General features: G+C 38.2%; 19 protein-coding genes. 7 read left to right on the top strand and 12 right to left on the bottom strand.

The features are described 5' to 3' along the window. Positions 1-204 precede the first annotated feature (204 nt). On the top strand, positions 205-1,062 hold the full coding sequence (locus ADIARSV_RS05185) for a sigma-70 family RNA polymerase sigma factor (RefSeq protein ID WP_016194362.1): 858 nt from the start codon (positions 205-207) through the stop codon (positions 1,060-1,062). A 59-nt stretch (positions 1,063-1,121) separates the two neighbouring features. Here ADIARSV_RS05185 and ADIARSV_RS05190 read toward each other — a convergent pair whose 3' ends face one another. Beyond that, positions 1,122-1,745, bottom strand: a complete 624-nt coding sequence (locus ADIARSV_RS05190; protein ID WP_016194363.1) for an HAD family hydrolase — start codon at positions 1,743-1,745, stop codon at positions 1,122-1,124. Between the two features lie 3 nt (positions 1,746-1,748). Next, positions 1,749-2,438 carry an HAD family hydrolase gene (locus ADIARSV_RS05195; RefSeq protein ID WP_200864715.1) on the bottom strand — a complete coding sequence of 230 codons (690 nt, stop codon included), beginning with the start codon at positions 2,436-2,438 and terminating at the stop codon, positions 1,749-1,751. A gap of 40 nt (positions 2,439-2,478) precedes the next feature. Between ADIARSV_RS05195 and ADIARSV_RS05200 the strand changes: the two genes are divergently transcribed. Both ADIARSV_RS05200 and ADIARSV_RS05205 read left to right on the top strand, forming a co-directional pair. After that, entirely contained in the window at positions 2,479-2,793 is a 315-nt protein-coding gene (locus tag ADIARSV_RS05200; RefSeq protein WP_040299117.1) for a DUF3817 domain-containing protein, read from the top strand. A gap of 120 nt (positions 2,794-2,913) precedes the next feature. Continuing rightward, the gene (locus ADIARSV_RS05205) at positions 2,914-3,642 is read left to right on the top strand and encodes an acyl-CoA desaturase (protein WP_016194366.1); all 729 of its coding nucleotides are present in this window, start codon (positions 2,914-2,916) and stop codon (positions 3,640-3,642) included. A 293-nt stretch (positions 3,643-3,935) separates the two neighbouring features. On the opposite strand, the gene ADIARSV_RS05210 is transcribed toward ADIARSV_RS05205, so the two are convergent. The 7 genes from ADIARSV_RS05210 to ADIARSV_RS05240 form a co-directional block, all read right to left on the bottom strand. Beyond that, positions 3,936-5,267 (bottom strand): GH1 family beta-glucosidase, encoded by a 1,332-nt coding sequence (locus ADIARSV_RS05210; RefSeq protein ID WP_016194367.1) that lies wholly within the window; start codon positions 5,265-5,267, stop codon positions 3,936-3,938. A gap of 43 nt (positions 5,268-5,310) precedes the next feature. Continuing rightward, the gene (locus ADIARSV_RS05215; RefSeq protein ID WP_052016955.1) at positions 5,311-6,348 is read right to left on the bottom strand and encodes a glycosyltransferase family protein; all 1,038 of its coding nucleotides are present in this window, start codon (positions 6,346-6,348) and stop codon (positions 5,311-5,313) included. A gap of 212 nt (positions 6,349-6,560) precedes the next feature. Beyond that, positions 6,561-8,066 carry an ATP-binding cassette domain-containing protein gene (locus ADIARSV_RS05220; RefSeq protein ID WP_016194369.1) on the bottom strand — a complete coding sequence of 502 codons (1,506 nt, stop codon included), beginning with the start codon at positions 8,064-8,066 and terminating at the stop codon, positions 6,561-6,563. A gap of 200 nt (positions 8,067-8,266) precedes the next feature. Next, complete coding sequence (gene recB, locus ADIARSV_RS05225; protein WP_016194370.1) at positions 8,267-11,668, bottom strand: exodeoxyribonuclease V subunit beta; 3,402 nt, start codon at positions 11,666-11,668, stop codon at positions 8,267-8,269. Between the two features lies 1 nt (position 11,669). Then, positions 11,670-14,870 (bottom strand): exodeoxyribonuclease V subunit gamma, encoded by a 3,201-nt coding sequence (gene recC, locus ADIARSV_RS05230; protein ID WP_016194371.1) that lies wholly within the window; start codon positions 14,868-14,870, stop codon positions 11,670-11,672. A gap of 2 nt (positions 14,871-14,872) precedes the next feature. Beyond that, positions 14,873-16,666, bottom strand: coding sequence for an exodeoxyribonuclease V subunit alpha (gene recD / locus ADIARSV_RS05235; RefSeq protein ID WP_016194372.1), 1,794 nt, complete (start codon positions 16,664-16,666; stop codon positions 14,873-14,875). A 261-nt stretch (positions 16,667-16,927) separates the two neighbouring features. Beyond that, complete coding sequence (locus ADIARSV_RS05240; protein ID WP_016194373.1) at positions 16,928-17,122, bottom strand: two-component regulator propeller domain-containing protein; 195 nt, start codon at positions 17,120-17,122, stop codon at positions 16,928-16,930. Between the two features lie 299 nt (positions 17,123-17,421). Between ADIARSV_RS05240 and ADIARSV_RS05245 the strand changes: the two genes are divergently transcribed. The 3 genes from ADIARSV_RS05245 to ADIARSV_RS05255 all read left to right on the top strand — a co-directional run bounded on the left by ADIARSV_RS05245 (position 17,422) and on the right by ADIARSV_RS05255 (position 19,493). After that, a complete protein-coding gene (locus tag ADIARSV_RS05245; RefSeq protein WP_016194374.1) occupies positions 17,422-18,270 on the top strand; it encodes a hypothetical protein in 849 nt (282 codons plus the stop codon). 21 nt (positions 18,271-18,291) lie between these two features. Beyond that, the gene (locus ADIARSV_RS05250; protein WP_016194375.1) at positions 18,292-18,942 is read left to right on the top strand and encodes a DUF6266 family protein; all 651 of its coding nucleotides are present in this window, start codon (positions 18,292-18,294) and stop codon (positions 18,940-18,942) included. 317 nt (positions 18,943-19,259) lie between these two features. Beyond that, positions 19,260-19,493 carry a hypothetical protein gene (locus tag ADIARSV_RS05255; RefSeq protein WP_016194376.1) on the top strand — a complete coding sequence of 78 codons (234 nt, stop codon included), beginning with the start codon at positions 19,260-19,262 and terminating at the stop codon, positions 19,491-19,493. Between the two features lie 33 nt (positions 19,494-19,526). On the opposite strand, the gene ADIARSV_RS05260 is transcribed toward ADIARSV_RS05255, so the two are convergent. Genes ADIARSV_RS05260 through ADIARSV_RS22785 form a run of 3 tightly spaced genes read right to left on the bottom strand, consistent with a single transcriptional unit; the run spans position 19,527 to position 20,324 of the window. Then, positions 19,527-19,904: a diacylglycerol kinase gene (locus ADIARSV_RS05260; RefSeq protein ID WP_016194377.1), complete on the bottom strand. Its 378-nt coding sequence runs from the start codon at positions 19,902-19,904 to the stop codon at positions 19,527-19,529. Between the two features lie 39 nt (positions 19,905-19,943). Next, positions 19,944-20,192, bottom strand: coding sequence for a hypothetical protein (locus ADIARSV_RS05265; protein WP_160166640.1), 249 nt, complete (start codon positions 20,190-20,192; stop codon positions 19,944-19,946). A gap of 3 nt (positions 20,193-20,195) precedes the next feature. Beyond that, the gene (locus ADIARSV_RS22785; protein WP_016194379.1) at positions 20,196-20,324 is read right to left on the bottom strand and encodes a hypothetical protein; all 129 of its coding nucleotides are present in this window, start codon (positions 20,322-20,324) and stop codon (positions 20,196-20,198) included. Between the two features lie 123 nt (positions 20,325-20,447). Here ADIARSV_RS22785 and ADIARSV_RS05270 point away from each other — a divergent pair, with 123 nt between their 5' ends. Next, complete coding sequence (locus ADIARSV_RS05270) at positions 20,448-20,750, top strand: phosphoribosylpyrophosphate synthetase (protein ID WP_235048363.1); 303 nt, start codon at positions 20,448-20,450, stop codon at positions 20,748-20,750. Positions 20,751-20,784 lie beyond the last annotated feature (34 nt).

The raw sequence follows: 20,784 nt of genomic DNA on the forward strand, positions 1-20,784 counted from the left end.
GAATATATTTGCTATCTTTGCGCTAATGTTTATAACAGCATCTGCATTCCATCTAACTTAAAAAACTAATTACTTCAAAAACCTGCAACCTTGTTGCTGTTTTTGCGTTGTAATATTATAACAATAATTGTTATAAGCAAAATAGTTTATGATAAAGTACGTTAGAAACAATGATCATCTTGTATTAACACATTTGATTTAAAAATGAGACAACTTAAAATATCCCAATCTATTACTAATCGTGAGTCCCAATCCCTGGACAAATACCTGCACGAAATAGGTAAAGTAGATTTAATCACTGCTCAAGAAGAAGTTATACTGGCTCAAAAGATTCGTGAGGGTGACCAGGCCGCTTTAGAGCGCTTAACTAAAACAAATTTACGTTTCGTTGTTTCTGTTGCGAAACAGTACCAAAACCAAGGATTAACGCTTGGTGACTTGATTAATGAAGGAAACCTTGGACTAATTAAAGCCGCTAAACGCTTTGATGAAACAAAAGGATTTAAATTCATTTCTTATGCCGTATGGTGGATCAGACAGTCTATCTTGTCAGCCGTAGCTGAACAATCAAGAATAGTACGTCTTCCTTTAAACCAGATTGGCTCATTAAGTAAAATAAATAAAGCTTATTCTAAGCTTGAACAAGAATTTGAACGTCAGCCTTCTCCTGAAGAGCTTGCAGATATTCTGGAAACTACGGTTGAAAAGATTTCTGACTCTTTAAGCAATGCAGGTCGTCAGGTTTCTATGGATGCTCCATTTGTTCAAGGTGAAGAAAATACATTGCTTGACGTGATGCAGAGTGATGATCCGGGAACTGACAGTCACCTGATAAACGACTCTCTTGCCATGGAAATAAGTCGTTCTCTTGCTACTCTTTCAGAACGTGATCGTGAAGTATTGATCTTATTCTTTGGAATAGGAAGTAACAATCCATTATCACTTGAAGAAATTGGAGAGAAGTTCAATCTAACAAGAGAGCGCGTACGTCAGTTAAAGGACAAATCGCTTCAACGATTGAAACATGCTTCAAGAAGCAAAATCTTACAATCATATTTATAGTATTTTAATAGTTTTACAAGCAAAAAGAGCTGAAAGTTTTACTTTCGGCTCTTTTGCATTTATAGCAATTTATCTATTCGAATCCAATCCATATCGGCAGCCTCAGCAGAAACAACACCTGGGCTACCATCTTCAAAAACAAGACAAAATTCAGGCTCTACACCCAGCAGTTCTGCTGCTTTCAAAAATGGATCAGGATAAGGTTTACCATGCTCAGTTTCTCCGGCACAAACTAGAACCTCTACATTAGCACTTATGCCCAACACGTTGAGCGTCTTTATAACAGCCTCTCTGGATCCTCCGGATACAACAGCAATTTTAACCAACCCTTCGTGAGCCAACAGATGATCCACTACATACTGTACTGGTTTAGTATGCTCAATATAGTCGTTATAAAAAATAGCGTACTTTTCTTTTTCAAAAGCCAAAGGATCTAAAGAACTTCCATAACGCTGATTAATGCGCTCTACAACTGCCTGTACAGGAAGTCCGGCAAATTCATCAATAATAAGGGGATCAATCTCTACACCACTACCCAGTGCTACTTGTACGTAGGATTCCTTATGAGCCAGCATATTATCAGCCAATGTACCATCGCAATCGTACAAAAAAGCCTTATAATTACCTCTGCTCAGCTCTGTTAACTGTTTTAATTTCCGGTCATTCGCAATGTTTTCTACCATCTGTTATAAAATTTCAACAAGGTCAAGTAAACTATCTATTTTTGCAATTGAACCCTTAGGTACATATCCAAATCCGTAAGCCGCAAATATAAATGGAACACCAGCTTTCCTACTCGACTCATAATCACCTTGCGTATCGCCCACGTAAACAGGGGATTTTAATTCATATTCGGATACAATGTCTTTGATATTTTCTGCCTTAGGTTGGCCCTTTGTTCCATAACTCTGGAATCCAGTAAAATATTCGCGCAGATCATAAAAATCCAGGAACACTTCAATATACCCTGATTGACAATTACTTACTATAAACAATTTATATTCACTCGCTAATGCCCCTATAGTCGTTAGTAAGTTAGGATAAAGAACGCCTCCCCTAATTGCTAACGTATCCAGCTCTTTTTTGGCACAGATGAGCTTAAAGGCCTCTCGCTGTTCTGTATTCAACTCAGGAAATAAACTGTCATAAATAGCATCATAAGCCATACCAGCAATGCCGGCAACCTGTTCTGCTGTTATATCATATTTAACGTAATCCACCTCTTCCTTTGCTGATTGCCAGGCAAAAGCAACACCCGCTGTTGAATCCCATAAAGTACCGTCCAGATCAAATATGATACTATCGAATCGTTGTTTTAATGTAATATCCATGTTGCGGGCAAAAATATAGCTTTGCTTCTGAAAACAATTGTTCATTTTTGCCCAAATATCTTAAATCATCCCTGGTATCAATAAAATGACAAATCCCCGCAAAAATGCACTCCAACAACTTCGCGTAATCGGAATAACAGAGGGAATCTCTTATCTCTTTCTTCTACTCATTGCCATGCCATTAAAATATTACTATGATCTCCCTGTGGTAGTTAAGTACAATGGCTGGGTACACGGAATCCTGTTTATCCTCTATATTGCAGCAGTATTAAGAGCCACCTGGCTTTGCAACTGGTCTTTACTACGAATTCTAAAATATTTCATTGCCTCTTTAATTCCGCTTGCTACTTTTATTCTGGATAAAGAATTAAGAAAAGATATCTCTGTTTTACAAAAATAGAATCCTTACTAGGCAGACTTCTAAAGAGATTCGCTTTCTAATTTCATCATTAGAAAGTTATATTTTTACTATTTTCGCATTAACTCAAACTATTCCCCCAATCTTCACGTTTAATTTCCAATGTATATTTTACTATTTTTTATTGCACACTGGTTTTCTTCACTTTTCTTCCAGACTGTTTTCCTTCATCGGTATGCCTCGCATAAAGTCTTTACAACCAGCAAGTTCTTCGAACGGATACTATTCCTGATGACGTATATCTGTCAGGGTTCCTCTTATTTGAACCCAAGAGCATATGCTACGATGCATCGTGATCACCATGCATTTAGCGACACTGAAAAAGACCCTCATTCCCCTCATTTCTTTAAGGATGTGTTTCAAATGATGTGGGCTACGGTGTTAACTTTCCGTGACCATGTGAAGTTATCTAAAGAGAAATCTATAAAGGGTAACCCCTCTTATCCTGAATGGCCGATAATTGACCGAATAGGGTCTTCTATTGCATCCCGTCTGGTTTTTGGTGGTTTATATACCTGGTTCTATATTGAATTTGCGACCCATTGGTGGATGTTTCTTTTATTACCCATTCACTTTCTGATGGGTCCTCTGCATGGAGCAATAGTGAACTGGTGCGGACATAAATATGGTTATTCGAATTTCAATAACAATGATCATTCGAAAAACACCACACCATTTGATTTCCTGATGTTAGGTGAATTATTTCAGAACAACCACCACCGCTTTCCTAATAGTGCCAACTTTGGACACCGTTGGTTTGAGGTAGATCCTATTTATCCGGTTATTAAATTTATGCATTGGATTCATCTGATCAGATTAAGGAAAGCTTAATCATTTAAATACTTAAAATTTGATTAGGTATTGCTTTAGAATTGATATTACATAAACTTATGTTTCTGGCAAAGAATGTCCTAAATTGAATTTTGCAATACCCTAAACTCAATAAATTTCATTAAGTGCTTTATTTAAAGTTTCTTACCATCACAGAACACACTGATTTAATATTCAATGTTGATTTAATTACCTTAAAGTTATTACCAAGGTATTAAAACAACCTTTTTTTAATGATTTATTGAATGTAATTTAACTCATTAAGCCTTAATATTGAAACATAGGAGCTAAATTTATGGCTTTAAGAAACCAGCATACCATTTTCCTGACGACTTAATGATCCTTTCCTGCGAATTAAAATCAACATGAACTAATCCAAACCGTGGATGATAACCTTCTGCCCATTCGAAATTATCTGTCAGCGTCCATACAAAGTAACCTTCAACCTTACACCCTTCATTTTTAGCCTTGAGAACCTGCTCTAAACTCGTTTGCAGATAAGCTAATCGCTCCTGGTCATCAACCTGTCCCTGCACCACAGCATCTGGAAATGCAGAACCATTCTCTGTAATATAAATCTTCTTGATTTGCGGATAGGCATTGTACTTTTTGATGATTGGATAAATGCCTTCGGGATATACTTCCCATTTCATGGAAGTGAGTGGAACATTTCTATTTTCTGCCTTTACCAACTTGGCGTGCAGATATGGGGTAAGGAGAGAAAACCGAATCACTTCTCTCGTATAGGTTTGAATACCAATAAAATCGAAGTCAAAAGGCATTTTATCTTCATCACCGGGTAACATATACTTCCTAATACCTTTCAATAAAGAAAGCTCTTTATCAGGATAACCCAATCCAAGAATGGGCTCAATAAACAAACGGTTAAACAATATATCGGCACGGTTAGCAGCTGATTTATCCCAAGCCCGTTGCGAATAAGGCTCCACATGCGAACATGAAAAAGTTGTACCTATTTCAGCCTGCGGACATAAATCACGTAAAACCCTTCCCCCTTCTGCCATACTCAACACCGCGTGATGAATAGCAGGAAAAAAATTCTTTAACCCTGTCCTTCCGGGAGCATGTAAACCAAGAAAATAACCTGCCCCGGTAAATACCATGGGTTCGTTCATCACCATCCAATGTTTAATGCGGTCGCCATACTGTTTTGCGCATACTTCAGTGAAATCGGAGAACCAGTTCACAACATCCCTGTTTGTCCAGCCTCCCTTAAGCTCAAGCGCATGTGGCAAATCCCAATGATAAAGTGTTGGCCATGGCTCAATTCCTCTTTCGAGACAGCCGTCAATTACCCTATCGTAATAATCTAAACCTTTTTGATTCACAGGTTTAAGTCCTGTAGGCATGATACGCGACCATGCAAGAGAAAACCGGAAATTAGGAATATGAAGATGCTGAACCAAGTCCAGATCGCGCTCATAAATATTATAAAAATCGCAAGCGGTATTGGCATGGTGCCCATCTTTTATCTTCCCTTTTATATTGGAGAAAATATCCCATATAGACGGTCCTTTGCCCTCGGCATCACAACCTCCCTCTATTTGAAATGCAGCTGTAGATACGCCCCACTTAAAATCAGTACCAAATAATTCTTTATTCAAGTCCCATTGCCCCTTCTTTACTCATCTTATAAACGACCTGTTTCTATTTGGTCTGATCAAACTGATTATCAATAGTCCATTGAGTTGGAGAAGTACCAGTTTGATTGTTTACAATGAAATTAACCACTTTCTGTGTAATATCAGGATAATTTACAGGAATAATTTGACCATTATCAAGCCAATCGCGAATCACCGGCTCATACTTATCTTTCAGACTTTTCATTACAGGGACTCCCATTTCCTGAAGAGCTGCAGCATTTAAGTGTTGCTCATATTGGTTTTTCATAGGGATTACCAATAGTTTTTTACCCATAAAGAGTGCTTCAGCAGGTGTTTCGAAGCCTGCACCGGTTAAAATACCCGAAGACTGCGCCATACTAAGCGTAAACTTCTCATTATCGATTGGCTGGATCTTAATATTTTTAACAGTGAGGGTTTTCTTGTTATGCTTAGAAAATACATCCCACTTGATATCCTTAAAAGCAGAAAGCTGCTTGATTAAACGAACATCATCATAAGCAGGAAGATACACCGTATAATGTCCGCGATCAGAAACAACCTGGTTACGGACCTGACTTCTAATAACCGGCGTGAACGTATTCTCATCATAGGCCTTGAAATGAAAGCCATAACGGGAGCTTGCAGGTGCATAATTATGAAGAATAAGATTACCCAGCATATCCCGGTGCTCTGCTTTTGGAGCATTTGGTGAAAGTACTGCAGACTGATGACTAAGTGAGATACAGGGCTTATTTTTCATATAACAGGCCCATGCTGATACCGGTTCAAAATCATTGATCACGAGATCATAATTTTCCACAGGTAAGTTATTGATACCCTTTACCAGTCTCCGAAGATTCGCTTTGAACAAAGTGTTCCACAAGTTTACACCTCCAGACTTGCCAAAGATAAAACTAAGCCCTTTCATTTTATACTTCACATCAAAGGGCAATACAAGATCACATTGAATACCACTAATGAGGATATCCACTTCGCCTAGTTGTTGTAAACAGGGTATGACATCCATGGCCCTACTGAGGTGTCCATTACCAGTACCCTGAATTGCGTACAGTATTTTCATATAAAAAAGGACCTTATCCTTGCACGAAAATACCGTTCTTTAAGATAGTAATACAAAACAATTGGATTTAAATTTATGTAACTCATAAAAACAAGATTTGATTCGTTCCATTCAGAGTATAAATTGAACGTAAATACCTATTCGGATTTATCGTTTAATACAAATAAAAACAAAAGGTATTAATCAAACGTGCACTATATGTGATGATTATGTTAAGCATCAGTTTCAACAACCACCTTCTCTAGTCTAAGAACCTGATCAACAACGTCAGGAATCTCTTCCGCGTAGTGACTTACATAAATCAAAGTAACGTTGCTGTTATAGCAAATAGCATTAACCAGTTGTTTGAAATGATCTTTTTGCTTAGAATCCAGTCCCTGACAAGGTTCATCAAAGATCAGCAGGACAGGATTCTTAACCAGTGCCCTTGCCAGCAGACATAAACGCTGGTTGCTGGCCGAGATATTACGGAATAGTTTGCCTGCTATATCTTCAATTCCCATTACCTTCATCCAACGCATAGCAGTTCCCGCAAGCTTTGGATCTGAAGCACGATAAAGTCCCAAGGTGTCATAAAACCCTGATTCCACTACATGCATACAAGAGCTAGAGGATGGAAAATATTGAAATAGTTCAGGAGAAACAAATCCAATCTTCTTTTTAATGTCCCAAATACTTTCACCTGTGCCTCTTTTGCGGTCGAATATAGTAATGTCATTGGCATAGGCTTGCGGATTATCACCATTGATCAAGCTAAGCAAAGTAGATTTACCAGACCCATTGGCGCCCAGTAGAGCCCAACATTCACCCTGACGAATGGTCCAGTTTACATCATTTAAAATTAAAGCTTTCCCATACCTTACCACAATATTTTCCATCTTCACGATATAATCAAAAGGAGGTATGGTTGTGCGGTTTATAAGTTCCTTTAATTCCACAAGATCCAGAGGAGCAGTAGAGGAATCTACATATAAACCCTCCAAAAAAGCTTTATGCATAAGCGATTTAATGATCCGGCAATGTTCAAATACGGCAATATGAGTTACCGCATCTGGGATTTCCGAAGGAGATGTAGCCATGATAATGTGTATTCCAGAGGCGTTAACTTCTGTTATCAGGTCGTTAAAGTCCGCCCTGCTTTTTATATCCAAACCTGTCAATGGATTATCAAGCAATAGAAGTATTGGATTTTTAATGAGTGCAGCAGCTAGTAACAATCGTTTTGTTTCCCCATTAGACAGCTTAATGATCTGCTCATCCATTAAATCGCTGAGGTTAAGACGCTGTACTACCCTTTTTATATTCCAGTATGCGGAAGGCAAATGAGGCTTTAATCCGGAAAGATAAGAGCCAACAGTAGGCGCATTATCCGAATCCATGGAATTGTAGCGTTGCTGATAATAAAACTCTGTAGTGTTCGATAGATTGCGAAAGTTATGCTTGGAAGACACAAAAGAGATGCGCTTATGCCAGTTGATTAATTCCCCTTCAGACGCAACTCCTTGGTTTGCTGATTCAAAATAGCTGGTATCTATAAAGCCTTTACTCAGACCTAACCTCCCTGCAATAGTTTCCAGTAAGGCACTTTTTCCCGATCCACTTTCTCCAATCAATGCCCAGTTTTCACATTCGCTTATGCTGAAGCTAAGATCTTCAAAGATGATTTGATTCAGATTCCGGACAGTAATGTGTTCGAATGCTAATATCGTTTTAGCCATGGGGTTAAATTACAATAATTCTTGTTATTGAAAAAAAATGATATCAGAACACATTGTCATTCCATCAATACAACGGTTTGATCTGTTATCACAATACTTTACCTGATTCATCATTTGCAAATACAACGATTTGATACTGTTAATTAAAAACAAACATGCAAAGATTGCGCGTAGAAGACTAGCAACACCAATAAAACCAACTATAATTCCTGAACAACTGCAGTCAATACATTTTCTAAATTTATAATAGTCTTTTCAGAAGGTTTTTGAACATACACGCCATTCGATGAACCCTTCCGGATCCCCCTTAAAAACATATAAATTACCCCACCAAAGTCTCTTTCATACTCAAAGTCAGGCAACCTGCTTTGCAAATATTTCTTAACAGCCAGCGTATATAAAAAATACTGCAGATGGTAGTTATTTTCATTCATTGCCTGGGCCATATTCTCCTGCGTATAATCCTCCAATTTATCACCAAGAAAATTAGATTTCCAGTCCAGCACATAATACTTTCCCTTCCATTCGAAGAACAAGTCAATTTTCCCATTCATGACACCTTCCATTGAAGCAGGGCCATTTACATCGATCCTGATCTCCTCAGTAGATAAATATTTAAGTGAATACGGATTAAACAAGGGAACAGTGAAATCAAATTCAAGCTCATGAATTCTGTTATTATAGGCAACACCCGATAAAGTTATTGAAGTACCATCAATAACAATTTCGGTTTGCATCACATGCTCCACCATATTTAGCAGCCTATCTGCAAACATACTTTCCTGCCTTGGCGCAAAACGCTTTAAAGACGATTCAATTTTACCCATCCATTTCTCCGGATCCATAAAATTGATCGTTTCAAATAAATGATGCAACATATTTCCTGTATTGGCACCCTTGGGCAACTCATTAAATACAAATAGATCATATTTATCTTTATGCACCTGATAACTAAAGCGCATCGTACGATCATGTTGCACATTAAGCCTGCTGTAACTCATCCTCATCCAATTCTGTTGAGTCAATTCAAAGTGAACAGGTGAGGAATCAGGTACTTTAATTGCTGGCTGATTAGTGTTATACTGATATCCTTCTTGTAAAACAAGGGGGTCTTCAAACAGAATAAGTGATTCATCTAAATTCTTCACCGCAGATACAAAAGGCACAAGAGTCGATCGTTTAAAAAACGTATTTTTATAGATATAACATTTATAGACGGCTCGGGTAATCGTAACATATAACAATCGTCTGTTCTCCTGTTCTGCCTGCTGCCGAATCAAATCCTGCTGCTCAACATCAAATTCGTTAAATTTTCCAGATATATAATTACCCGTTTCCTTATTTTTTATACTAGAGTTTCCCTTTTTTTCATCAAAAACTAAGTCAAGTTTCGGTGCCAAAACTATATTATACTGAAGACCCTTGCTGGTATGAATAGTAACTATTTTTACTGCCTCTTCATCACTTTCCACACGCTGTTCATATTCATTCCCCTCAGTCTCCATTTTATCAATCCCTCTTCTCAACCAGCTAAGCAACTCCAGTTCACTTAACATTTTAGTGGATTGCTCCTTATGAAACAATTCAATGAGCTGAAAAAGATTAGTAATTATCCTCTCACCATTTTCTGTATGACGGCCTAAGAGGACTTGCTGAACATTAAAATCAGCCATAAAGTCAATCATAGCCGCATAAATCCCATCTTTGGTCCATCGGGCTTTATAAGAAGTAAACCTTTCCATAACTTCTTCTTCTTTCAGATGAAGGATATCTTCAATAGTATACCCGGTTAGTGGCGACAATAAAGCCCTGTTAATAGAAGACATCGAGATATTATTTATGGCCTCAAGGATATATAAGAGTTCAACAGCTTGTTCCGAGTGTAAAACCTTGGATTCTCCTATCGTAACCGCCGGGATGTTGCATTTCGATAAAAGGTTTTTAATTGTACGTCCAAGACTATTATTACGAACAAGAATACCAATATCAGAGGGACTTACCGGCCTTTTTTTATCATTTTTATCAATAAGAAAGGTCTTTCCATCTAATAAAGCAATCACTTGCGCAATAACAGCATTTTCTATAATGGTTTGATTTGGTGCTTCAACAATACTTATTGGCACATCAGATTGGTTATCCCGCAATAAAGTCCCTTTTGTATTATGTGAAGGCGACTCCACATTAATATAATCAATACGATCCTCCGAAGCTTCAAAATGAAAGGTATCAAAATCTTCCTCTGGTTGAAAGAAAAGATTCATTGCCTCGATATAAACAGTAGAAGAACGATAATTCTTGTTCATTCCATACAGGTGATCAACCTGGTGAAATGCACTAAAATAGGTGTCAATATCCGCTTTGCGCCAGGCATAAATGGATTGTTTTGGATCCCCAATATAAAACAGAATGGCATCATCTTTAAATGCGGATTGAAAAATCTCATACTGCAAACGATCAGTATCCTGAAACTCATCAATAAATACAGCCTTATACTTCTCCTTTAAACCTTCAATAAGATTTGACTCTTTTCGAATTACAAGTGCCTCGTGTAAATTAACAATCATATCGTCGAAAGACACCTGGTTATTTCGCAATTTAAAGGCTTTAATACCTTGCTCAATCTGCTGAATAGCCATACAATGATATCGGCTAATGACTTTTTCAATCTCCTTATCGCGATCTTTAACACAATCATCACACTTAATAAGTGGTTCCAGTAGATGAGGAAAAAGTTTTTGTACATAGCCGGTACATTTTTTTTCAAACAGCATATCTAAAAACACCTTGGGTTTAGCAAGAAGAGCAGACAAACTTTTCCTGGCATATCCATTACTCTGAATCAGCGCTTGCAAATCATCTGTAGAATCCAATACTTGCTGAATTAAACAGCTCCTCATTTCATCTTCTTTACTCTTTATTTCTGAGAGTGTCTGGAGTATACTATTATGGTCTTCTGTACAATAAGAATACACTTCCCCATGCTTGTAAAACAAATAGTGCTTTCCTCCCAGATGGTCATTTAGAATAGATTTGATACTATCCCTGCTAAAACCGGAAGAAATCAATATTTCAAGTAGTGCTGAAGGTAACGTGGTTACCTCTTTACGCCAAAACTTATTCACCTCGTCCCCCAAAACATTACCTGTATTTAGAAGTATTTCCACACCAAAAAGTTGTCGGGTTTCAAAAGCGAATTGGGTTAGTGTCTGCTGACAAAAACTATGAATAGTAAGCACCGCAGTTTCATCCAGAAACAATACAGCCTCTCTAAGTAAACGCTCTACTTTTTCCTCACCAGATTTTTCTATAGCATGGTCAACCACCTCTGCGATAGTTGCATCATTCAACTCTCCTCCTTGTACATATTTATAAGCAGAGCGAATAAATAACCTGATCCTTTCTTCCAGTTCAGCTACAGCTGCTTTAGTAAATGTGACCATTAAGACTTCCTTGACTAACATTTCTTTTTCAAGAAGAAGGCGAAGCATCAGGATTGCTATCGAGTACGTTTTCCCTGTTCCTGCACTTGCTTGAATTAAGTTACTTCCCGCTAATGGAACCTCAATAGGCTTAAAATCTTCAAAAGTTTTACTGGATACCATACTATTTTGCATAATAAGTTGGAAATAAATCAATTAATGGCAGTAATACTAGTTCAGCATTATTCATAAATGCTTCATAAATACCTTCCTGTTTAAAGTATCCATTATGATATTCTTTTAACCCGTAGATATCATTGCATGGAAGAAATGAATTGGCAAACCGATCATTTACAAGAGATTGATATCCTCCTAAATCAATAAGTTCTAACCCAATGGGATCTATTTCCAGATCAGGATAGAATGCTAGGATCTGTTGATGTCCCAATCGAAATAAACCAATAAGTACCTTCAATCTACTTATGGCCTCTTCCTGACTCAGCGAAATCCCTTCATATACCTTTTGATTGTTAGATGAAATAAAATAAACCCTTAGATCTAATCCGCTAGCCTGCGCTAATATATACCGGATTGAAACATCCAGCAGATGTTTCATTTCATGTTTTGACCAACAAACACTTACTATTTTGTCGCCATAAACAGGCTGAAGAATCCCCTTTATCAACATACTATCAATAGTTAACTCTATTGGAACGCCTTTCAAAGGTTCATCTTGAACAACTTCATTAAATAAATCTCTTGCAGGCATTATATTCTGCTCCATTTGATCTACCGTAAAATCGGCCATACCTTTCAATGGAAGGTTTCCTGTTTTGACCAGTCGACTCTTGAGCTCACTCTTTTCATGCTGATCTATATGCAACAGATCTTGTTTTAATTTCCACTGTTGCAATTTATCCAGCTCAAATAACTCTGTTTCTGGCAGCAACACCGAATCACTGTTATAATAGATCCCCAATACCCTGTTGTAATAACCTTTAATTGGGTTCTTAAAAAACTTAACTAGTACCTCCGGAGAAATTTGGTCCAATGCCTGATCCTGATGTTCTTTTGCAGAATCAATTAACCCCCGATCAGTCTGAATCTTCTCATTCAAATACGTATACAATACCCCATCACCCCGTTGGTATTTCTGACTAAAACTATGCAAAGGATGACGAATAACCAGCTTTTCCTTTATCACTGCCTGCCCATCAGTACCCGACTCAATATAATCGATCAGTTCATCCACAAGAGCTGAAGGTGGAACTACCGTATTATCCTTTGCACTTTGCCCGATATAGCTGATATAAAAGTAGTGCTCCGCAGATAAAATTGTCTCCAGAAATAAATGTTTATCATTCTCCTTTACATTCCTATCCCCTCTTCGTTTATCCTTTTCCAGCAAATTAAAGCTCACCGGAGTCTCCTTTCTCGGAAACTGATCAAAATTCAATCCCATTAATGCGACAACCTTAAACGGAATACTCCTCATCGGGATCAGCGAACAAAAAGTAATCCCTCCCTGTACAAAAGACCCGGCACGAGTTGCACCGGAAATAGACTGAAGAAACTTATGACTGAATACTTCGTAACTGATGGTTTCCATCAGCAATGGCGTCAATAAATTATACTTCTCTAACTGACCCAACAGAAGTTCATAGTCCTCTACAGTGCCCTCCTCCGGATCCCATACCAGGTTCTCCAGTACATGCTCCATATACACGACCCAATCTGCAATCGTTCGATTCTTTTTTCGTTCCCTGATCGAATCCATCAGAACTTCAACAAAGTGACAGAAGCGAATAATTTCATAAGAAGCAGCACCTTCAATACTATCCAGCGGATAAAAACTTTCTGTACCGCTTCCATACTCCTCCTCACCCAGCATACACATCCCGTACATCATACGCTGAATTCCATATTCCCAACTCACATAGATCGTTTCATCGGCCAATTCGCCTTCCATCCCAAAGCGGATATTCGCTTTATTAACCGTATTACGAATTAACTGCAGATCTGTAATACCAAACCTTTTGCGGATGTACCCAGAGTCCAGAATCTGCAATACCTCCTCAGCCTTAAAGTTTTGTTCATTGATGGATAGCAAAACATGTAAAGCATTGCTTATCGTATCCGTGCTGGTGAAATTCTCATCCGCAATCGTATAATGAAATTTATAAGGCGCATTACTGAACACCGCCTTAATATAAGGCGCATAGGCATCAATGTCGCTCACCATCACCACAATATCACGAGGCGACAACAACTCCCTTCTTTCATCAATAAGATGTACCAGGTAATTATACAATACTTCAACTTCCCGCACAGCGGTGAAACATGAATTTATGGTCACCGAACCATCGGTCAGATCTTCCGGTACTAATAAATTACGATCCGCTTTACTATAGTTGTAAAAGATATCATGCTGAATCTTATGCAGCAAACTATTCTCATCAGGTTCCTCAATTTCTACCTCGTCATACACATTCAGCATCTCTTCATTCTGAAAAAACAAATGAAACGTATTTTGAATTACCCTTCCCCAACTTGTTAAAAGTGGATTTCCTAAACTTTCTTCGCTATGATCAATGAAGTCCTTCTTCTTCATCCAGATTAGTTGCTTCTCACTCTTATCTTCAAACCAATACACAGAAGGTGCAGGATTTAAAATATGAAATGAAAAATCAAGATAACGGGCAATCTCGTAAAACAAGGTGAGATGGTATCCTGTAGTAATAGAAAGGCCAAACACATGGATGGCCGGCATTTGTGCCCTAAGCAACTCAATGGCCGATTCACGCTTCAGATTTTCAATAATATAATCACAAATCAGTGTTTTATCAGGAAGCTGCACCTCTGCTATCACACGCGCTTTAACCCATAGATACTGTTGCCAGTCCTGAATAGTACGATCATTTGGATCTGTCTCATTCCATTTGATAATCATCTCCGGACGGTAAATCTGGTACTGATCAAAGAGATCGGCAATTTTATCAGCCAGTCCCATTCGCTTCACCTCTTTATCCGGACCATCATAATTATAGTAATCCGACACCTCTGGAAACCTTTTAATAAATACCGGGTCCTCTAACAAAGCGTACAACAACCAGGATATACTATCCGCGGACAAGGTAGCACCCGATCCTTTTCCTCCCAATAAATAATAAATCTGGTTGATGATGTCGCTCGGCTTAAAGAAGTGGTAATTGGCAGCAATACCCATGTGTTCCGCAAACTGGAGCTTGAGCCAGTTATTCATTCCGTCGGTTTGCGTAACAATGATATGAGGCTGAAATACCCCTTGTTCCTGATGTTTTAACTGAACACAAAGACGCTTAGCCAATTGCGCTAATGAATTTGATACCTGTAAATGTAATGCCATCTTTAGTTTTCTGTATGTTTGAGACGTTCTACAATCCCTGAAGCTCGTTCCACCATACGGCTGCAAGCCTCGTCAATAACTTCTTCAGATCCCTGAAGCAGCACATAGTTCCGGGCACGCGTAACTGCCGTATACAGCAGCTCACGTGTTAAAATACTATTGTTTGAATCGTCAGGTAATATCACCAACACCTGGTTGAATTCCGATCCCTGGCTCTTATGAATCGTCATAGCAAACACCGTTTCACAATTCTTTATAAAACCAGGACTAAAAGCTTTGACTTCACCATCCTTATTTTCAAACCAGGCATAAAGCACACCCGAATCGTCAGGTCTGATCAGGCCAATATCACCATTAAAAAGTCCCAGATTATAATTGTTACTCGTCACGATGATGGGGCGATTATCATAAAATTCCCTGTCTACTTTAATCAGCCGCTTATCTTCCAGGTACTTCTCAATCTTACTGTTTATCGCAGCTAAACCATGAACACCTTCTCTAACAGCACACAAAACCCTTAAGTTATTAAATTTCCGTAGCGCCTCAACCTTATCTTTTTCGTTTATATATTCCTCATAACCCTGAACAAACGACTGAAAGAGCGGATCGGAATAAGTAGTATCCACATACACCAATTCGCCCGCTTTATTGGTCACAAACTTATGAATCACCGGCCTGTCATTCCCCAGAATCGCCTTACTGAAATGCCCTATCCCACTATCATCCTTAAAGCGGTGACTAAACATCAACTCAATCACATGCTGAAACAAAGGATGACCGGAGTCGCCCGACTGATGCATTAGAGAAATTTGAGCAGCACTATCACTGATAAATGAATTGATCAGTTCTGCCTGTCCGGTACTAAACACGTTCAACTTTTCCTGAGCCAGACAAAGATCCCCAAACAAACTTCCAGCCTCAACAGAAGCAAGCTGATTTTTATCACCCAGGAGGATCAACCGAGTTCCTTTACCTATCGCATCCATGAGTTTAGCAAACAAAGCCACATCAATCATGGAGGATTCATCTACAATGATCACATCATAATTCAAGGTGTTGTCATGATTATGCTTAAAGAAAGGAGAATCTGGAATATAACCCAGCAACCTGTGAAGCGTAGAAGGTTCAAGCGCCTGAAAGCGTTTATTCATTTCCTGATCATCAGAAGAACTTGCTTTCTTGAGCGATTCACCCATTCGGGCTGCTGCTTTACCTGTAGGTGCCGCCAAGGCAACCTTCAACGAGTCGTTTAACGTAAATAAGATGGACAGAACTTTGGCTACAGTTGTCGTTTTACCAGTTCCAGGTCCCCCTGTAATAATGGTAAAATTCTGAAGTACCAAACTAAGTGCAGCAGCTAATTGCCAATCCGTCCTTTGATCTTCAGCACCTTTCTTTCGAAACAAATCTTGTATATAAGCACGATGTGCGGCAAGATCTGCAATCCGCTGAGGCAATAACTCTTGTTCCGCTTGTATAGAAGCAACAATCTTGTTCAGTATAATCGTTTCATATTGGAAATAACGGTGCAGGTATAGCCTGTTATTTAAAAGCACAAAAGGCTGACGTTCTGATGGTTTCATAGCCACAAGTACCTCCTTTGAAAGCTGATCCGGTTGATTCAGGTAAGCTAGCCAATCATCTGATAATAGCGCATCTTCCTCTTTCAATGCACTCAATAGCAAACAAATATGCCCTTCACTTAGCCTTTTAGAAAGCATATAAGCATACGGTTGAAGATACCGGGATGGGAAATAAGAGGCAAATTGCTGGTGAACATCCTTTAATGTAACCATGAATAAAGTATAGATTTTAAATTAATGAAGATCTCACTGATGCACAAATGTAATCAGTATTACTCACAAAAAAGAGCCCGTCCTTAACGGGCGAGCTCCTATATTCAAACCATATAAAATTAAAATACTTTGTTATTTCGTGGCATTCAACTTATAGTCCAATTCTTTGATAAAGTAACCGGCTACCACACTTCGAGCCTGAAATCCAACCATTTTCCCATTAGTTGTTTCATGCCAGTGGCTCCATCATTCGACTTTACCTTAGAGGTGATATAAAGTTTTTAAAGACCTTGGTTTTATAATAAACCTGCTTATTCCATTATTTGTAGTGATCCATAGATCTCCATTTTTATCCTCCACTATGGCATTAATAATATTCCCTAGCAAACCCTGATGCTCTCCGTAATTCAGAAACTTTTTTGTTTTTGCATCATACCGGCATAGCCCTCCTCCCATAATGCAGGCTAATTAAAAGAGTCGCCGAAACAAACAACAAACGTTTTAGTGGATGCAGAAATAATTTGTAGCATAAGTTATTGCCTGCAATAATAGCAATTAGCTTAAAAATAACTTTTGATAAGCCAGTACCCAGATTAGGGTCAGTTTACCCTTGAGGCTACAGTGATGCCACGGTGACGCCACCCTTGCATTACTCCTAATCTATCCCTAATTATTTCAATATAAGTCCTTTATTTCAATAACCTTTTGCCACTTTTATGTGTTTTCATAATACTAAACCCTATTAAACCAATATAATGGCCATACAAGATAAAAATGGATTTTTGAAAGGAAAGAAAGGCGATAGCATATATCGTATGCTTAATAATAAAGCAACGGTTTCGCAAAAACCAGTACAGGTACATCAGGTTGCAAACTCTAAAATTACTGCATTTGAATTTGGACTTTGCAGTAATACGGCAAGATGTATCCGATTAGCATTTAGTATTTTTCATATAGGCCTTGACGGCGGGTTCTGCAACAGGTTAAACACGGCAGTAAGATCAGCTTTTATGTCGGGTAAAAATGCTGAAAGAGGAACGCGCGACTTACACGATGTAGATCTAAGCCCATTATTTCAGGTACAGTTCAATCAATATGCCCCTATGGATAAGATTCTAAAGATCAAACCAACGGTATGGCTTGAAGATAATGATACGGTAAGCTTTTCTTTAGCCTCCTTTTCAGTAGCCAAACACCTGAGTTTTCCTAAATTAAACCTGCATGTAAACTGTACGCTCCGCGTTACCCTTTGTGCTTTTCATTTCAGAAAAGAGTTTTATCAAAATATGGGCTTCCGGGATATTGAACTCAGCGGATCTGTTTTTCCCGGTGTAAAATGGAATTTTGATGAGTGTGTGCCGGCAGGTTCTATTCTCCTGGTATGCATGTCCCTTCATTATTTCATCGTGGATCCCGCCATTGGCAAAAAGGATCTTGGGCTGAAAGAATTTAGTCCGGCTGAAATCATAGGCGCATTTTCTATTCCGGCGGATGAAAAAGAGAAACTGGAATCTATTAAGAACTGGGATGATAATCAATTACCATTGGAAGGATACAAGGGCAATATGCTTTTGAGAAACAGTGATCCATCATGGGCGTATTAATCACAAAATAAAATAAATAAAATGGGAACATTAAAAGGAGGATCCAACGGTACCTTTTCGGGTAAAGTGGGCAGTGTTATAGGCAGCAACTGGAGAAAGATCAGTTACATTAAAGGACTGCCAAAGACAAGTCACAAACAAGCTTCGGAAGCTCAGTTATTACAAAGAGAAAAATTCCAGTTAATTGTGAAGTTCATCTATAATATCCTTCCGGTTATTGAAAAGGGCCGCGACCGAAAAAAAACGCAATACACTACTGCAGCCAACGTGGCCGTGAGTTATAACGCCCTGCATGCATTAAATCCGGATGGCTGTGAAATTAACTTTTCAAGGATCATGATCAGCGATGGTTCTTTACCTAAAGCAGCTGATGCTTATGCCTTATGGATGACTGAAAAATGCTTACGTGTTTACTGGAATCCGATACCACGCTCGCCAAGTACATCAGCTGATGATGAAGCTACCCTGTTATTATATTGGCCCGGCAATTCTATTTTTTTAAGTAAAGTAGCTGCGGCGTTTCGAAGTGATGGAAGTATAGACATTCCTATCGATCCGATGAAATCAACAGAGATCTGTCACTTGTATATATTTTTCACTTCACCAAAGGGAATTAGCTCCCCATCTTTTTATATGGGAGAACTAAGTGCCTTAAATAATCGTACATTATGATTAGGAAGGGACTGATCATTTAATCTTACACTATGCTTTTATTTGGTACTTGTTTTGATTTATTAAAAGACTCCGACGGTTTTAATAGTCAGTTATGAGGTATTTGTGCCAGCTTATTTACTTTGGCAGGCGTATATTTTCATAAAAAAATAATGAAAATAAAAAAATACAACTTATAGTAAATAAGATTGTTACCATTTTAAGTATTAATAAAACACCGGTAATATTAAAATTAGCCATCAATATTACTGATATTAATACGTTGATATAAATAAGATAGCATGTAAAAATATTACATTTGCATAACATATTGAACTATGGACATTGCATTAAAGTTTAAGATTGTTGAAAGGATCGTTCAGATGGATGATGAAAAATTGCTGAATGAAATCAAATCTTTGGTGGGTTTAACAGATGACGACCTCGTTGTTAAGGATCCACAAATGACTACTGAGTCAGCCCCACTTCCTACACCGGAGACACTTCAGGGAGAAAGTGATCCACAGTCAGAAGTTATGGCCGAGTTGATCAATCGTTTTCTAAAAAAATAAAGATTGTCGTTTCCTGAGGGAGTACGGATCTGATTAAAAACCTACAAAAAAATCCCAGATTTTAGGTAACAGAATTACAGAAGCTACACTACATGCAAATGCTGCCGCGACTAATACAGCCCCTGCTGAAAGGTCTTTAATGATTTTAATGTCGGTATTATAATCTTTATTTATGTAGTTCATGATACGCTCAATACAGGTATTAATCATTTCTGTAATGATAACCAGCGTGATGGCCAGCATGATAAACAGCCACTCAACCGCAGTTAAGCCGCAACATATAGATATGAATAGGGTAATTATAGCAAGGATCAGATGAAGTTTAGCATGCACTTCATTTTTAAAAAATCCGCTAATACCTTCCATTGCATACTTCAAACTTTTATACCGGGTAAGCCAATAGTTCGTCATCCTGAATTCTTTAACATCCTTTGGTGCTAAAGTACGGATTTAGATTGCCGAAAGCGTTTTCCACAAGGTACGGATACTTGAAATAATAACCAGGGTACCTACACTGATCAGCATGGTTTTAGTTTTAAGACGCCCGGCCAATTTTGCTGCCAAAGGCGCAGCTAAGAGTCCTCCAATAATTAATCCGGCAATGGTTTGAATATGACTGGTGCCCAAAATAAGGAAAAAGGTTAAGGCACTCAGTAAAAGGAACATCTGTTTCGGTTGCGTCTGTCTCCAGAAGATCAACCACTATATCCTTATTTTTTTTGTCCACGCAGCAATAGCCTGACTCACATCGTTACTTGTTCCTACGGCCAGAATTTCAAAGCTCTTGATTCCTCCGTTATAAGGCTTTGATTCCGTTTCTAATTGTTGCATTTGTAATTATTTAAGCAGTTGATAAGTGAATACTGATTTAATCCGGTAACAAAAGTATATAAATTCTACCATATTGATAGTCTTTTATGATTTAGGCGTATCATTTTGTTTATTCGACTAATAATGAGTAGATTTAAAATAAAAAGTATGGAGCCAATGACTACTGTTTCTGAAGTAATAAATCAACTTCGCAAAGACGGCTATACAATAGATTTTAATCTGGATTCAAAAATCAACCCTGATGAATTTGTTGTAGATAAACATTACCGTTTTGAAGGTGCCACAGATCCTGATGATGAAGCGGTAGTATATGCGATTTCCTCTCTTAACCATGATCTAAAAGGGATCCTGGTAAATGGATATGGAATAAATAGTAATCCTGTTGCAGATGAGATGATCAAATCATTGAAGGAAAGAGAACTTTAAATTAATCTTCTACTACCTTCTGCTTTAAAAAATA

The sequence above is a fragment of the Arcticibacter svalbardensis MN12-7 genome, assembly GCF_000403135.1.
GTDB lineage: Bacteria > Bacteroidota > Bacteroidia > Sphingobacteriales > Sphingobacteriaceae > Arcticibacter > Arcticibacter svalbardensis.

What these genes read in the sequence shown, in the direction of transcription:
- ADIARSV_RS05245 (WP_016194374.1), top strand. Translation starts at nt 17,422, where the DNA reads ATGGCCATACAAGATAAAAATGGATTTTTGAAAGGAAAGAAAGGCGAT.
- ADIARSV_RS05190 (WP_016194363.1), bottom strand. Translation starts at nt 1,745, where the DNA reads ATGGTAGAAAACATTGCGAATGACCGGAAATTAAAACAGTTAACAGAG.
- ADIARSV_RS05270 (WP_235048363.1), top strand. Translation starts at nt 20,448, where the DNA reads ATGAGTAGATTTAAAATAAAAAGTATGGAGCCAATGACTACTGTTTCT.
- ADIARSV_RS22785 (WP_016194379.1), bottom strand. Translation starts at nt 20,324, where the DNA reads ATGCAACAATTAGAAACGGAATCAAAGCCTTATAACGGAGGAATCAAG.
- ADIARSV_RS05215 (WP_052016955.1), bottom strand. Translation starts at nt 6,348, where the DNA reads ATGAAAATACTGTACGCAATTCAGGGTACTGGTAATGGACACCTCAGT.
- ADIARSV_RS05220 (WP_016194369.1), bottom strand. Translation starts at nt 8,066, where the DNA reads ATGGCTAAAACGATATTAGCATTCGAACACATTACTGTCCGGAATCTG.
- ADIARSV_RS05195 (WP_200864715.1), bottom strand. Translation starts at nt 2,438, where the DNA reads ATGAACAATTGTTTTCAGAAGCAAAGCTATATTTTTGCCCGCAACATG.
- ADIARSV_RS05260 (WP_016194377.1), bottom strand. Translation starts at nt 19,904, where the DNA reads ATGACGAACTATTGGCTTACCCGGTATAAAAGTTTGAAGTATGCAATG.
- recB (WP_016194370.1), bottom strand. Translation starts at nt 11,668, where the DNA reads ATGGTATCCAGTAAAACTTTTGAAGATTTTAAGCCTATTGAGGTTCCA.
- recD (WP_016194372.1), bottom strand. Translation starts at nt 16,666, where the DNA reads ATGGTTACATTAAAGGATGTTCACCAGCAATTTGCCTCTTATTTCCCA.
- ADIARSV_RS05185 (WP_016194362.1), top strand. Translation starts at nt 205, where the DNA reads ATGAGACAACTTAAAATATCCCAATCTATTACTAATCGTGAGTCCCAA.
- ADIARSV_RS05240 (WP_016194373.1), bottom strand. Translation starts at nt 17,122, where the DNA reads ATGGGAGGAGGGCTATGCCGGTATGATGCAAAAACAAAAAAGTTTCTG.
- ADIARSV_RS05205 (WP_016194366.1), top strand. Translation starts at nt 2,914, where the DNA reads ATGTATATTTTACTATTTTTTATTGCACACTGGTTTTCTTCACTTTTC.
- ADIARSV_RS05250 (WP_016194375.1), top strand. Translation starts at nt 18,292, where the DNA reads ATGGGAACATTAAAAGGAGGATCCAACGGTACCTTTTCGGGTAAAGTG.
- recC (WP_016194371.1), bottom strand. Translation starts at nt 14,870, where the DNA reads ATGGCATTACATTTACAGGTATCAAATTCATTAGCGCAATTGGCTAAG.
- ADIARSV_RS05200 (WP_040299117.1), top strand. Translation starts at nt 2,479, where the DNA reads ATGACAAATCCCCGCAAAAATGCACTCCAACAACTTCGCGTAATCGGA.
- ADIARSV_RS05255 (WP_016194376.1), top strand. Translation starts at nt 19,260, where the DNA reads ATGGACATTGCATTAAAGTTTAAGATTGTTGAAAGGATCGTTCAGATG.